Origin of the sequence: Enterobacter sp. AN-K1, from assembly GCF_020971765.1 — a bacterium.
Lineage (GTDB): Bacteria > Pseudomonadota > Gammaproteobacteria > Enterobacterales > Enterobacteriaceae > Enterobacter > Enterobacter hormaechei_C.
The window spans coordinates 947215-959076 of sequence record NZ_CP087390.1 but is presented as its reverse complement, the minus strand read 5'-3'; the positions used below and the strand labels follow the sequence as shown (position 1 = coordinate 959076).

The window sequence follows — 11862 nt, the reverse complement described above, 5'->3', positions numbered from 1 at the left end:
CAAAATTCGCCTGAATATGATACTGTGAGCAACCGATTACGAGGCTGCTTACTGGCAAGAGTTTAAGGACCCACCATGAAAAAGATTGATGCGATTATTAAACCTTTCAAACTGGATGATGTACGTGAAGCGCTGGCAGAAGTAGGCATCACCGGGATGACCGTAACTGAAGTGAAAGGTTTTGGTCGTCAGAAGGGCCACACCGAGCTATACCGTGGCGCAGAGTACATGGTGGACTTTCTGCCGAAAGTGAAAATCGAGATCGTGGTGAGCGATGATATCGTCGATACCTGTGTGGATACCATCATCCGCACGGCGCAGACCGGTAAAATTGGCGACGGGAAAATCTTCGTCTTTGACGTGGCGCGCGTGATCCGTATCCGTACCGGCGAAGAAGACGACGCGGCGATTTAACATTCTTGCCGGGTGGCGCTGCGCGTACCCGGCCTAAAAAACCCTTCGTAGGCCCGTGCAAGCGCAGCGCCGCCGGGCGATTACAGCACTTTATGCGGGCCGAAACATTCGTAATGAATGTTGTCTTTATTCACGCCCAGGTCTACCAGCTGCTTCGCGGCATACTGCATAAACGCTACTGGCCCACAAACGTAGAACTGCATCCCCGGTGCGCTGAACGCCCCTTCATGCTGCCCTAAATTCATCAGGCCTTCGCTGTCGAAACGAGCCGCTGCGCGGTCTGCCTCCGTCGGCAGGCGATACCAGGTATGCGCGGTGAAACGCGGCAGGGTCGCTCCAAGCGCTTTGACTTCATCCGCAAAGGCGTGCACATCACCGTTCTCCGCCGCGTGGAACCAGTTAACCTGCGCGCTGTGGTTTGCTTTCGCCAGCGTATCCAGCATCGCCAGCATTGGCGTCTGACCTACGCCTGCGGAGATCAGCGTCACCGGGGTATTCGTTTCAACGGCCATAAAGAAATCGCCCGCCGGTGCCGCCAGATGGACCACGTCGCCCACGCTGGCTTCGTTATGCAGCCAGTTGGATACCTGACCGCCTTCCTCACGTTTAACCGCAATGCGATAGCCTTTGCCGTCTGGCTTGCGGGTCAGGGAGTACTGGCGAATCTCCTGGTGCGGGAAGCCTTCAGGCTTCAGCCAGACGCCCAGATACTGGCCCGGCTGGTAATCGGCAACCGGCTGACCGTCCACTGGCTCAAACTCAAAACTGGTGATCAGTGCGCTGCGCGGGGTTTTCTCGACGATGCGGAAGGCGCGCGTGCCTTCCCAGCCGCCATTCTTGCTGGCGTTTTCGCTGTAGATCTGCGCTTCACGGTTGATGAATACGTTTGCCAGCACGCCATAGGCCTTACCCCAGGCATCCAGCACTTCCTGGCCCGGGCTGAACATTTCGTCCAGTGTTGCCAGCAGGTGACTGCCGACGATGTTGTACTGCTCAGGTTTGATCTGGAAGCTGGTGTGCTTCTGGGCGATTTTTTCCACCGCAGGCAGCAGAGCCGGCAGGTTTTCGATGTTGCTGGCATAGGCGGCAATAGCGTTAAACAGCGCTTCGCGCTGATCGCCGTTACGCTGGTTGCTCATGTTGAAAATCTCTTTGAGCTCCGGGTTATGCGCGAACATGCGATCGTAGAAATGGGCGGTCAGTTTAGGACCCGTTTCAACCAGCAGGGGGATTGTGGCTTTCACGGTAGCGATGGTTTGGGCGTCGAGCATAGCAGCTTCCTTCTGATGTTACTTTAATGATGTATTTTATATGCATCTTATAAAAATACCCCTGCAATGTAAATGGTTCTTTGCATCGTGAAAAATATGCATCACAAAGCTGAAAAGAAATCCGTTGAGAATGGCGAGAGCTTTATTGCTCAAACCCTTGCGTGGCGTGCAGGTAAACGTTTGCGTAAAATCGTTTGTCAAGACCTGTTATCGCAGAACTATTCAGTTATACTGTTGCCCGTCGTCCAACAGGACTGCCTTTTCAGGCCAAAAATTTACTTGTTAGCTGAGTCAGGAGATGCGGATGTTAAAGCGTGAAATGAACATTGCCGATTATGATGCCGAACTGTGGCAGGCTATGGAGCAGGAAAAAGTACGTCAGGAAGAGCACATCGAACTGATCGCCTCCGAAAACTACACCAGCCCGCGCGTGATGCAGGCGCAGGGCTCTCAGCTGACCAACAAATATGCTGAAGGTTATCCGGGCAAGCGCTATTACGGCGGTTGCGAATACGTTGATATCGTTGAGCAGCTGGCGATTGACCGTGCGAAAGAACTCTTTGGCGCTGACTACGCGAACGTCCAGCCGCACTCTGGCTCTCAGGCTAACTTCGCTGTTTACACCGCGCTGTTGCAGCCGGGCGATACCGTTCTGGGTATGAACCTGGCGCAGGGCGGCCACCTGACTCACGGCTCCCCGGTTAACTTCTCCGGCAAACTGTACAACATCATCCCTTACGGTATTGATGAGTCCGGCAAAATTGACTACGAAGACATGGCGAAGCAGGCCAAAGAGCACAAGCCGAAGATGATCATCGGTGGCTTCTCTGCTTACTCCGGCATTGTTGACTGGGCAAAAATGCGTGAAATCGCTGACAGCATCGGCGCGTACCTGTTCGTCGACATGGCGCACGTTGCCGGTCTGATTGCGGCAGGCGTTTACCCGAACCCGGTTCCACATGCGCACGTTGTGACCACCACCACCCACAAAACCCTGGCAGGTCCACGCGGTGGCCTGATCCTGGCGAAAGGCGGTGACGAAGAGCTGTATAAAAAACTGAACTCCGCCGTGTTCCCAAGCGCCCAGGGCGGCCCGCTGATGCACGTTATCGCCGCGAAAGCCGTCGCGCTGAAAGAAGCGATGGAGCCAGAGTTCAAGGTTTATCAGCAGCAGGTTGCTAAAAACGCCAAAGCGATGGTGGAAGTGTTCCTGAACCGTGGCTACAAAGTGGTGTCTGGCGGTACTGAAAACCACCTGTTCCTGCTGGACCTGGTTGATAAGAACCTGACCGGTAAAGAAGCTGACGCTGCCCTCGGCCGCGCCAACATCACCGTGAACAAAAACAGCGTGCCAAACGATCCGAAGAGCCCGTTCGTGACCTCCGGTATCCGTATTGGTTCTCCGGCCGTCACTCGCCGCGGTTTCAAAGAAGCGGAAGTGAAAGAGCTGGCGGGCTGGATGTGTGACGTTCTGGACAACATCAATGACGACGCGGTTATCGAGCGCGTTAAAGGTAAAGTGCTGGATATCTGCGCACGCTTCCCGGTTTACGCATAATTCTCTGCGTCGCAAAACTGAAAAAGGCCGCTCATGCGGCCTTTTTTATGGGCTAACGTCGGTCAAGGGAGATGGCCCCCGGCCCGGTAATCGCCAGCAAAATAAAGGCGCCAGCGATACTCACATTTTTGTAGAAGTTAATCATATTTGGCAGAACCGCATCGCCCGTCATATCCCAGTAGTGGTGGCCAATCACCGCCGTTCCCAGCGTATAGAAGACAAAGATCACCGCGAGGGGGCGGGTGAAAAAGCCCAGCACGATCAGAATCGCGGCGGGAACTTCCATCACCACCGCAATAATGGCGGCCAGCATGGGCATGGGGGCGCCGAGCGACGTCATATACTGAACGGTGCCGCTAAACCCCGTCAGCTTGGGATAACCGAAAATAATAAACAGGACCACAATAGCAATGCGGGCAATTAAAAGCAGGAAAGAACGAGAGGAGCCGAAATCGAAATAACGTAAGCTGTTCATGGCAAACGACCTCTTCAGGCGATGTTCTTTAAACGTAATACAATTTTGCCGCTCTCGCCATACGCCGACCGGCTGTCCATGATGTTAATTTATCGTTAATTTGTAGCGCGCTAACGACTTGCTAAAGTCAGGGATTAACGCCAGACTATCGCCTCCATTTCGGGAGGGATTCATGGTCTTGCATTCCACGCGCTGGCTGGCGCTCAGCTATTTCACCTATTTCTTTAGTTACGGTATTTTTTTGCCTTTCTGGAGCGTCTGGCTCAAGGGAATTGGTCTGACGCCTGAGACCATTGGCATCCTGCTGGGCGCGGGGCTGGTGGCACGTTTCCTGGGTAGCCTGCTGATTGCGCCCCGCGTCAGCGATCCCTCCTTACTGATTAAAGCGGTGCGAATTCTGGCCCTGCTGACGCTGGTCTTTGCGGCCTGCTTCTGGGTCAGCCATCAGCTTGCCTGGCTGATGGTGGTAATGGTTGGCTTTAATCTGTTCTTCTCCCCGCTAGTGCCGCTGACGGATGCCCTGGCGAACACCTGGCAAAAGCAGATCACCATGGACTATGGCCGCGTGCGCTTGTGGGGATCGATTGCCTTCGTGATCGGCTCTGCGCTGGTCGGGAAACTGGTCAGCCTCTATGACTATCGTGCCATTCTGGCGCTGTTAACGCTCGGCATCGCCTCGATGCTGCTCGGTATGTTGCTGCGTCCGTCGGTAATGCCGCAGGGCGAAAGCCGCCATCAGGAGAGCGCCGGCTGGCCCGCCTGGCGCTCGCTGGTGGCGCAAAGCTGGCGTTTCCTGGCCTGCGTCTGTCTGCTCCAGGGGGCACATGCGGCCTATTACGGCTTCAGCGCCATCTACTGGCAGGGGGCGGGCTACTCGGCTTCTGCGGTAGGCTACCTGTGGTCGCTCGGCGTGGTGGCGGAGGTCATTATCTTCGCGCTGAGCCAAAAACTTTTCCGTCGTTTCGGGGCGCGTGACCTGCTGCTGCTTTCCGCCGTTTGCGGCGTGGTGCGCTGGGGCATCATGGGCTGGACGACGGAGCTGCCGTGGCTGATTGTGGCGCAAATTCTGCACTGCGGAACCTTCACCGTGTGCCATCTGGCGGCGATGCGCTACATTGCGGCGCGAGAGGGTGGGGACGTTATCCGTCTTCAGGCGGTCTATTCAGCGGTGGCGATGGGCGGCAGTATTGCGGTGATGACCGTATTTGCCGGTTTCCTCTATCAGCACCTGGGGCACGGTGTGTTCTGGGTGATGGCGCTGGTCGCTTTACCTGCCATCGTCATCCGCCCAAAGGTGGCTGCTCGCTCGTAACTATGATTCGAGCATAACGCGAATATGTTCCTGCTGCTGCGTGTTCAGGGCCTCAACGGCATGAATGAGCGGCGGCGAGAACAGCGGCAGGGCGGTTGGATAAGGCGTAATGACCAGCGCCGCCTCGCGGGGGGCGCCCTCCTTCTTAAACGCCTCCAGGCTAAGATAACGAATATTGAGCGGCAGCAGCGTCAGCTCGCGAAGCTGCTGCTCAATTAACGCTTCGCAGGCTTTATCTTCCCCCGTTAACAGGACCACCTGTTTTTCATGCAGGTCGGTCTCCTGCATCAGCCAGGCACCAAAAATCACCGCCACCAGAGCCATCTCTTCACCGGAGAATCGCAGACCAAATTCGGCTTCCAGCTCAAACAGCGCCTCTTTAGTGGTGCGCAGCAGCCGGGGGTATAAACGGTGGATCTCTTCCGGCAGACTGTTGTCGATGCCGATGTCAAATAAGGAGCGGTCCAGCGCCTGAGCCAGATGAATATAAAGCTGATCGGTCAGCCCTTGCTCATCGCTGAAGTTCATCCCGGTTTGCGCCCGGAAGCGGGCAATCATACGCACGATAGCGCGACGCAGGCGCTGATCCTGCTGGTGTTTATCCATCACCGGGTCGGGTGTGCGAAGCATCATAAACAGCAGGGCCAGGAACAGCTGTTCATCGCTGTGCGTTCCCTGTGGGACGCGCCGTTTCCAGTGGCGGACAATTTCCTGCGCCGTAAAGTATTCCCCTCGGGACTGCGTCCAGCTGCGCTGAACGGGCGAAAACTCTGGCGTATTGCCCAGATGATGCTGAATCAGACAATATTGCAGATAAAGCTGTAAAAACTGTACGTCGCGGGACTCAAACTGGCGCTGAAGCTTGCGCGCACAAAAGTTGATAAGCGCCCGAAGGTTCGCATCGTCATAAAGCGGGCGGGCAATGCCGTGCTGTTTAAGCGCGGTTTTTAAGGCAGGGGTAAACTGTTGGGCAACAAAATGTGGACAGAGCCGAAGCGCCCTGCGCAGCCAGTGCAGCAGGCACAAACGTTGATTAAGGGCGGAACCCTCAATTCGGTAGCAGCCATCATGGTGCGTGACGATATCAAGGCGATGATAGCGCTGGATTTCATCGCGCGTCTCGGCTATATCTTGCCGTGCCATGACGTCGTCCACGCCGTTGGCAGCGATTATGCTCTGTGCGGTGACGGCAGCATCGGGCAGGTAAAGCATCAAAAGCACCTGGCAGCGGCGCTGCGAACTGGAAAGCACAGATGGAATTTCAAGCGTCGTCATCATCTGTCGGGTATCCAGTGTGAATGTTTGATAAGAATAGCTAAAGGATGGGCGCTGAAAAGCGCACCGGCAGGCATTTCACTCAGGATTGCTGGCGAACATCACAGAATTTTTGACGTGAGGAACAGATGCAAATAGTTAAACAAAGCGCGGTAGCGTTATTTTTGGCGGTTTTCACTTTTGCCGCCAGCGCACATCCTCACAGTTTTATCAGCCTGAAAACCGAACTGGTGACGGACGGCACGCAGCTCAGCGGCCTGAAAATGCGCTGGACGATGGATGAAATCACCTCCGCCGACCTGCTGTACGATGCCGGAAACGCAAAGCCCGGCGATGAGATCTGGAAAAAGCTGGCGGCGGAAGTGATGGCCAACGTGCTGGGTCAGCACTACTTCACCGAGTTCTGGCACAACGGACAAAAGGTGAAATTTCTCAACCGTCCCACGGTGTACGGTATGACCCGCGACGGACATCAGGCGGTGCTGACCTTTATCCTTCCGCTGGCGCACCCTCAACCGCTGGCCGGGCAGAAGTACAGGTTTTCCACGTTTGACCCAACCTACTATGTCGATATGCGCTATGACAATGACAGCGACGTACGGCTGCCGGACGCGCTGCAAAAAAGCTGCAAAATTGCCGTGCACACCCCGAAACCCAGCGAAGAGATGCTGAACTTTGCCGTTTCTCTTGATAAAGAGGATGCGCCCCCCGAAGACATGGAGTTAGGTAAACAGTTTGCGCAGGAGGTGACGTTACAATGTCAGTGATCTCCTCTCCCGTCAGTAAGCCGCGTCGCTGGCTGCACCTCTGGCCTCTGGCGCTCTTTTTGTTGTTAGCGGTTGGCGGCGCGCTCTGGCTGTGGCAGGCATGGCCGCAGGTGATGATGAAAAGCATCCTCTGGCAGCGGGAAGTTAATCAGCAGATGAGCGGTCTGCTGAAAGCCGTGGCGGAAAATCCGACCAAAGCGGGCGGCGCTCTTCTGGCGTTCAGCTTTATCTATGGCGTGCTGCATGCCCTGGGACCGGGGCACGGCAAAATCGTCATCACGACCTGGCTTGCCACGCATCCGTCGAAGCTGAAATCGAGTATCGGCCTGACGCTGGCTTCTTCTTTACTTCAGGGCGGTGTGGCGATTGCGCTGGTCGTGGTCGTCCTTTCGCTGCTACAGCTGCCGGCCCGCCAGCTGCATATGAGCAGCTTCTGGCTGGAGAAGGGGAGTTACGCGCTGGTAGGCGTGCTGGGGCTGATCCTCTGCTGGCGGGCGCTGAAAAAATTGCGCGCGTTGCTGCGAAAACCAAAATTCAAATCCTTTACACCGCATCACGTTCACCATGAAAACTGCGGGTGCGGGCATCAGCATCTGCCGACGCAGGAACAATTACAGAACGGTGAGGACTGGCGTGCGCGCCTGATGATTGTTCTCTCAATGGGGATGCGTCCATGCTCGGGCGCAATCATGGTGCTGTTGTTCAGCAAAGTGACAGGCGTATTTGGCTGGGGCATGCTCTCGGCGCTGGCGATGGCGGCGGGAACGTCTCTGACGATCTCTTCGTTAGCCCTGCTGGTGCACAGCTTCCGTCAGCTGGCGGTAAAACTCAGCGGCAATAAAACGCCGGTATTGTGGCGACAGGTTGGCTGGACGACTCTGGCGCTGGCGGGCGGGGTGATTCTGCTGGTGGCTGCGGTGACAATGTGGATGAGCGCGGTGCCGGTGGGTAGGGGGTTGCGGCCGTTTTAGCGACGTACGGTCTGATCCCCCATAACCACAGGTCTGTCGCTTATTGTTAATCCCAGTTCCCGTAAGGGTAAGTTTTGCCTTTGATGAAATCCTGCGTTGACTGGATGACGTTAAACGTACCGCCGGGAACGACGTAGCCTTTGCACAGGGTAAGGTCCTTGCCGGAGCGGGTCGTCAGTTTCAGCGGTTTGACGGGCAGGCTGGGGCGTCCGGCGACATCTGAAAACCAGATTTTGACTTTTCCTCCGGGGGAGAGGCCAAATACCATTCTGTTGTACCAGACAGTTCTGCCCGTGGGACTGATATGATCTGCCGGTGTTTTCATTCGCAGCCAGGTGTCCGGGCCGAAGACGGCGCTGGTTTCGTAGGTTTGCTGGTCAATATAGGATTCCCAGCAGAAGACAATGTACTGCGGGGGTTTTTTAACTTTATTGAAGTTCGCGTAAAAACCGTGCGCATTTTCAGGCCATTTATCAACAGAGGCAGGGTCCCATGAAGTCGGATCGAGGGTATTGAACGTATACAGATAACCATCCGTGTCGATGACTCTGGCGTGATTTACCATAGATGGTAATTTTCTTGGCGTGATGAAGGTAAAAGTCCATTCATCATAAGGCAGCGTCCAGTCACCGCTGGCGGCTTGTTTTGACTGTAAAGGGTGAGATTTTTGTGGGCTGCAGCCTGCAGCTGTAAGCAGCAGGGCAAGCGCCAGCACGTTGCGTTTTTTCATCGTTTGTTTCCATCCATGTCGTAAATCGTTCTGATCCAGTTTTCATCCGGCCGGTTGACAAAGCCGATGGTTTCGGAGGCTGAGGCGCCACCCTGTAATTCACCGGACTGTTTAAGCTCCACGGCGTTCCAGTGGGCTGAGCAGTGGATATATTTCCGGGCAATTATGTCCACCTCATCAGGTGTAAAGCCGGTTACGCTTCTGTGCTGACGGGCCGCTTTCCCCATTTCTCGGGCGCGGTCAGACAACGGCTTTAGCTCATCAGGTAAGGCGTGTGTTTTGATATTGTCTACGTCAGCAAATAGCGCTCCTGCCTCCACTGCCGCATCGACCATGACCCGCAGCGCCACCTTTGACCAGTCAAAAAGGACCGTCCGGTGGCGTAGCGTCAGAGCGGCAAACGCGCGCTTCTGCGGCTGGCTGTAGCGGTCAGGCGGGGCGAAATCATCTTCCCAGACGTCCGGGGTGATGGCATTGGTTCGAATGACGGGCATGATGGCGGGTGAATGCTCCAGCACGCCTAGCTGCGCCATCGTCTGCCGGTAAACGTGCGACTGTGTGCCGGGCTGGTTGTGAGGCAGGGTTTCCACCAGCGGACGGGTAAGGAAGAGGTCTTCCCGCAACTGGGGCAGATAGCCGCCGCCGATATCAGAATGGGCGCCGGGAAGTATGAGTTCCGGCCAGGCGGGAGCAATGCTGTTGAGGGCGAAGTTATAGCGGCATTCGTGTTGGGCGGTGATGTGAAATACTTTTTCCGCCACGCCGGGACGCAGGCGAGTGTTGACATTGCCGGTATTGGCGCTGTGCGGATTGAGACCATTCATTACCGTGCCGACGGCCGCTACGGTGTCCATAATGCCGAGAAAACGGTTTCTGCCTGCCGGAGCACCGCGGAAGCTAATTTTAACCATGCCCGTTGAAATGGCGCTGATAATGGACTGGTCTTCCGCCTGGACACGGTTGGCGAAGTGGCGAGCCGCCGCAGCGCCGCGGCTGAAGCCGAAGATATCAAACAGCAGGGTATCGACAACAAACTTCCCTTTCAGTAAACCAAGTGCTGCATCTATGGCTGTCGCCAGCTGCGCTACCGCATCGTCAGTTTTGGCTACAATACCAGTCTCTGCTGTACCTAATCCAAGCCCTATCGGATTATCAGGTTCGCCCGCCCGGGTACCAATGCCCTCAACATAAACACCACCTTGAATATAATTACCGTCTGGCGGGAAGTTACGTTCATACAACTCATTCAGACGATGAATATTCGTGTAATACCCTAGATAGCTCCCCGCCCCGATCCCACTAATTCCCATCTTCTCCGATGCATTTCTGGCGAGAATGGTTGCCGCATCCGGGCTGTTAATATCAAAGTGCTGCGCCGTAAGGGCCTCAAGCATGTTCCGGGTGTTTACCGCGTTATTACCGGTGCCATCAAAGAATATCCCCAGCACCAACGTCACTCTCCGTTCAGGCTGCTCTTCGGGGAGGATAGTCTTCTGCAACATCGGAAAAAGACGGCTGTAATTTTCAGGCGTCAGCAGATAATCAAATTCGGTACCGGCAATAAGATGGCGACTCAGAATATAATCATAATCCACCGAGATATATTCATAGTCCATATCATTCATTTTTGAATGCAGCTGAATGGACCGTATTGATGCACCACGTAATTCGATAAGATAATACTTCTCCATTTGACCGTATCGATTAGTGCGGTAAATATCAAAGGTAAGCTTAAGACGTTCATTATTATTAATAGCGTTACTGATTAACGGAGAGCTTTTATCCAGGAGCTTACAGAATTGTAGTCCGCGATGATGAAGCCGGCCACCGGTACCGCCCGCTTCCTGCATCAGGCTGAAAACAAAGATTTCATCTTCATGTCCCAGCTGATAGCGGTTGCCGACTGAAGCCTGAGAACCACAGCCAGCAGAAATCTTTCCCTGAATATTGCCCTCAAGCGTTAAATAAATAAGGTTGCTCATTTATTTTTCCTGAGTGAGGCGTTTAGTCAGGAAGTATCGTAATGATAAAAACGAAAAGGCAATCTGCTATAAATCAAATTACAGAGTAAATACTGATGATTATTTAGGCGTAACAGGAACGACTAATAAAAAATCCCCGATGATGAATATCGGGGATTTATAAAAACAGACAGCATTGGGGAAATAACCGCTGAGTGCAGTTACCGGGATTAACGCTTCAGCGCATCGCTCAGTTCATCACGCATGTTTGCCAGCATGGCTTTAACAACGCGCGGGTTACCTGCAACGATGTTGCCGGTAGACATATAGTTATGGCCGCCGGTGAAGTCGCAAACAATCGCACCTGCTTCACGAGCGATCAGCTCGCCCGCCGCGAAGTCCCACGGCTTCAGAGACAGCTCAAAGTAACCGTCAACGCGGCCGGTCGCGACGTAGGCCAGATCCAGTGCAGCAGAGCCGGTGCGACGGAAGTCCGCGCATTCGGTGAACAGCTTGCCCAGGATATTCATATAAGTGGTTGCGTGCTGCTTCGCCTTGAACGGGAAGCCGGTCGCCAGAATCGTGCCGTCCAGATCGCGTGCATTGCTGCAACGCAGACGGTAGCCGTTCAGCTGCGCGCCCTGACCGCGGGTCGCGGTGAACAGTTCGTTACGCATTGGATCGTAAACAACGGCGACTTCAGTACGGCCTTTGATGCGTACTGCGATAGACACAGAGAAGTGTGGCAGGCGTTTGACGAAGTTGGTGGTGCCATCCAGTGGATCGATAACCCATTGAACATCCTGATCGGTACCTTCATGTTCACCGCTTTCTTCGGTGATGATGGTGTGCTGCGGGTAAGATTTGCGGATCGTTTCGATAATAATCGCTTCTGCGGCTTTATCGACGTTCGTCACGAAATCATTGCTGCCTTTCTGGCTGGTTTCTACGGAGTCTGGGGTTTCGTAGTGTTTGGCAATTACATTACCCGCCTTGCGCGCTGCGCGCACGGCGATGGTCAGCATCGGATGCATCGGTCTCTCTCACTGGATGTTAAAGAACAGGAAAATCGGCGCAGAGTATAGCAGCGGGATCGGATTATGTCTCTCGTTTATGATAATATGCCCG

The 11862-nt window shown here is 54.6% G+C and carries 11 protein-coding genes; 5 read left to right on the top strand and 6 right to left on the bottom strand.

The window, feature by feature from the left end:
• Positions 1–75 precede the first annotated feature (75 nt).
• Positions 76–414, top strand: coding sequence for a nitrogen regulatory protein P-II (gene glnB / locus LOC22_RS04510; protein WP_003860685.1), 339 nt, complete (start codon positions 76–78; stop codon positions 412–414).
• 80 nt (positions 415–494) lie between these two features.
• Here the strand turns inward: glnB and hmpA are convergent, their stop codons facing one another.
• Entirely contained in the window at positions 495–1685 is a 1191-nt protein-coding gene (gene hmpA, locus LOC22_RS04505) for an NO-inducible flavohemoprotein (RefSeq protein WP_017383546.1), read from the bottom strand.
• Between the two features lie 304 nt (positions 1686–1989).
• Here hmpA and glyA point away from each other — a divergent pair, with 304 nt between their 5' ends.
• On the top strand, positions 1990–3243 hold the full coding sequence (glyA, locus tag LOC22_RS04500; protein ID WP_003860678.1) for a serine hydroxymethyltransferase: 1254 nt from the start codon (positions 1990–1992) through the stop codon (positions 3241–3243).
• 52 nt (positions 3244–3295) lie between these two features.
• On the opposite strand, the gene LOC22_RS04495 is transcribed toward glyA, so the two are convergent.
• The gene (locus tag LOC22_RS04495) at positions 3296–3718 is read right to left on the bottom strand and encodes a DoxX family protein (RefSeq protein WP_090279042.1); all 423 of its coding nucleotides are present in this window, start codon (positions 3716–3718) and stop codon (positions 3296–3298) included.
• Positions 3719–3890: 172 nt separating this feature from the next.
• Between LOC22_RS04495 and LOC22_RS04490 the strand changes: the two genes are divergently transcribed.
• Positions 3891–5030, top strand: a complete 1140-nt coding sequence (locus tag LOC22_RS04490) for a 3-phenylpropionate MFS transporter (protein WP_230239399.1) — start codon at positions 3891–3893, stop codon at positions 5028–5030.
• Here LOC22_RS04490 and csiE read toward each other — a convergent pair whose 3' ends face one another.
• Positions 5031–6308: a stationary phase inducible protein CsiE gene (csiE, locus tag LOC22_RS04485; protein ID WP_032649100.1), complete on the bottom strand. Its 1278-nt coding sequence runs from the start codon at positions 6306–6308 to the stop codon at positions 5031–5033. It lies immediately after the preceding gene.
• A 125-nt stretch (positions 6309–6433) separates the two neighbouring features.
• Here csiE and LOC22_RS04480 point away from each other — a divergent pair, with 125 nt between their 5' ends.
• Positions 6434–7072 (top strand): DUF1007 family protein, encoded by a 639-nt coding sequence (locus LOC22_RS04480; protein ID WP_230239398.1) that lies wholly within the window; start codon positions 6434–6436, stop codon positions 7070–7072.
• Positions 7063–8043, top strand: a complete 981-nt coding sequence (locus LOC22_RS04475) for a nickel/cobalt transporter (RefSeq protein WP_023295154.1) — start codon at positions 7063–7065, stop codon at positions 8041–8043. Before LOC22_RS04480 ends, LOC22_RS04475 begins: the two co-directional genes overlap by 10 nt.
• A 46-nt stretch (positions 8044–8089) precedes the next feature.
• On the opposite strand, the gene LOC22_RS04470 is transcribed toward LOC22_RS04475, so the two are convergent.
• The 3 genes from LOC22_RS04470 to suhB form a co-directional block, all read right to left on the bottom strand.
• Positions 8090–8773: a DUF2931 family protein gene (locus LOC22_RS04470; protein ID WP_063931637.1), complete on the bottom strand. Its 684-nt coding sequence runs from the start codon at positions 8771–8773 to the stop codon at positions 8090–8092.
• Complete coding sequence (tssD, locus tag LOC22_RS04465) at positions 8770–10755, bottom strand: type VI secretion system tube protein TssD (protein WP_063931636.1); 1986 nt, start codon at positions 10753–10755, stop codon at positions 8770–8772. Before tssD ends, LOC22_RS04470 begins: the two co-directional genes overlap by 4 nt.
• 209 nt (positions 10756–10964) lie before the next feature.
• Positions 10965–11768, bottom strand: coding sequence for an inositol-1-monophosphatase (gene suhB, locus LOC22_RS04460; RefSeq protein WP_003860668.1), 804 nt, complete (start codon positions 11766–11768; stop codon positions 10965–10967).
• Positions 11769–11862: the final 94 nt, after the last annotated feature.

What these genes read in the sequence shown, in the direction of transcription:
- glyA (WP_003860678.1), top strand. Translation starts at nt 1,990, where the DNA reads ATGTTAAAGCGTGAAATGAACATTGCCGATTATGATGCCGAACTGTGG.
- LOC22_RS04470 (WP_063931637.1), bottom strand. Translation starts at nt 8,773, where the DNA reads ATGAAAAAACGCAACGTGCTGGCGCTTGCCCTGCTGCTTACAGCTGCA.
- suhB (WP_003860668.1), bottom strand. Translation starts at nt 11,768, where the DNA reads ATGCATCCGATGCTGACCATCGCCGTGCGCGCAGCGCGCAAGGCGGGT.
- LOC22_RS04495 (WP_090279042.1), bottom strand. Translation starts at nt 3,718, where the DNA reads ATGAACAGCTTACGTTATTTCGATTTCGGCTCCTCTCGTTCTTTCCTG.
- LOC22_RS04475 (WP_023295154.1), top strand. Translation starts at nt 7,063, where the DNA reads ATGTCAGTGATCTCCTCTCCCGTCAGTAAGCCGCGTCGCTGGCTGCAC.
- csiE (WP_032649100.1), bottom strand. Translation starts at nt 6,308, where the DNA reads ATGATGACGACGCTTGAAATTCCATCTGTGCTTTCCAGTTCGCAGCGC.
- hmpA (WP_017383546.1), bottom strand. Translation starts at nt 1,685, where the DNA reads ATGCTCGACGCCCAAACCATCGCTACCGTGAAAGCCACAATCCCCCTG.
- LOC22_RS04480 (WP_230239398.1), top strand. Translation starts at nt 6,434, where the DNA reads ATGCAAATAGTTAAACAAAGCGCGGTAGCGTTATTTTTGGCGGTTTTC.
- glnB (WP_003860685.1), top strand. Translation starts at nt 76, where the DNA reads ATGAAAAAGATTGATGCGATTATTAAACCTTTCAAACTGGATGATGTA.
- tssD (WP_063931636.1), bottom strand. Translation starts at nt 10,755, where the DNA reads ATGAGCAACCTTATTTATTTAACGCTTGAGGGCAATATTCAGGGAAAG.
- LOC22_RS04490 (WP_230239399.1), top strand. Translation starts at nt 3,891, where the DNA reads ATGGTCTTGCATTCCACGCGCTGGCTGGCGCTCAGCTATTTCACCTAT.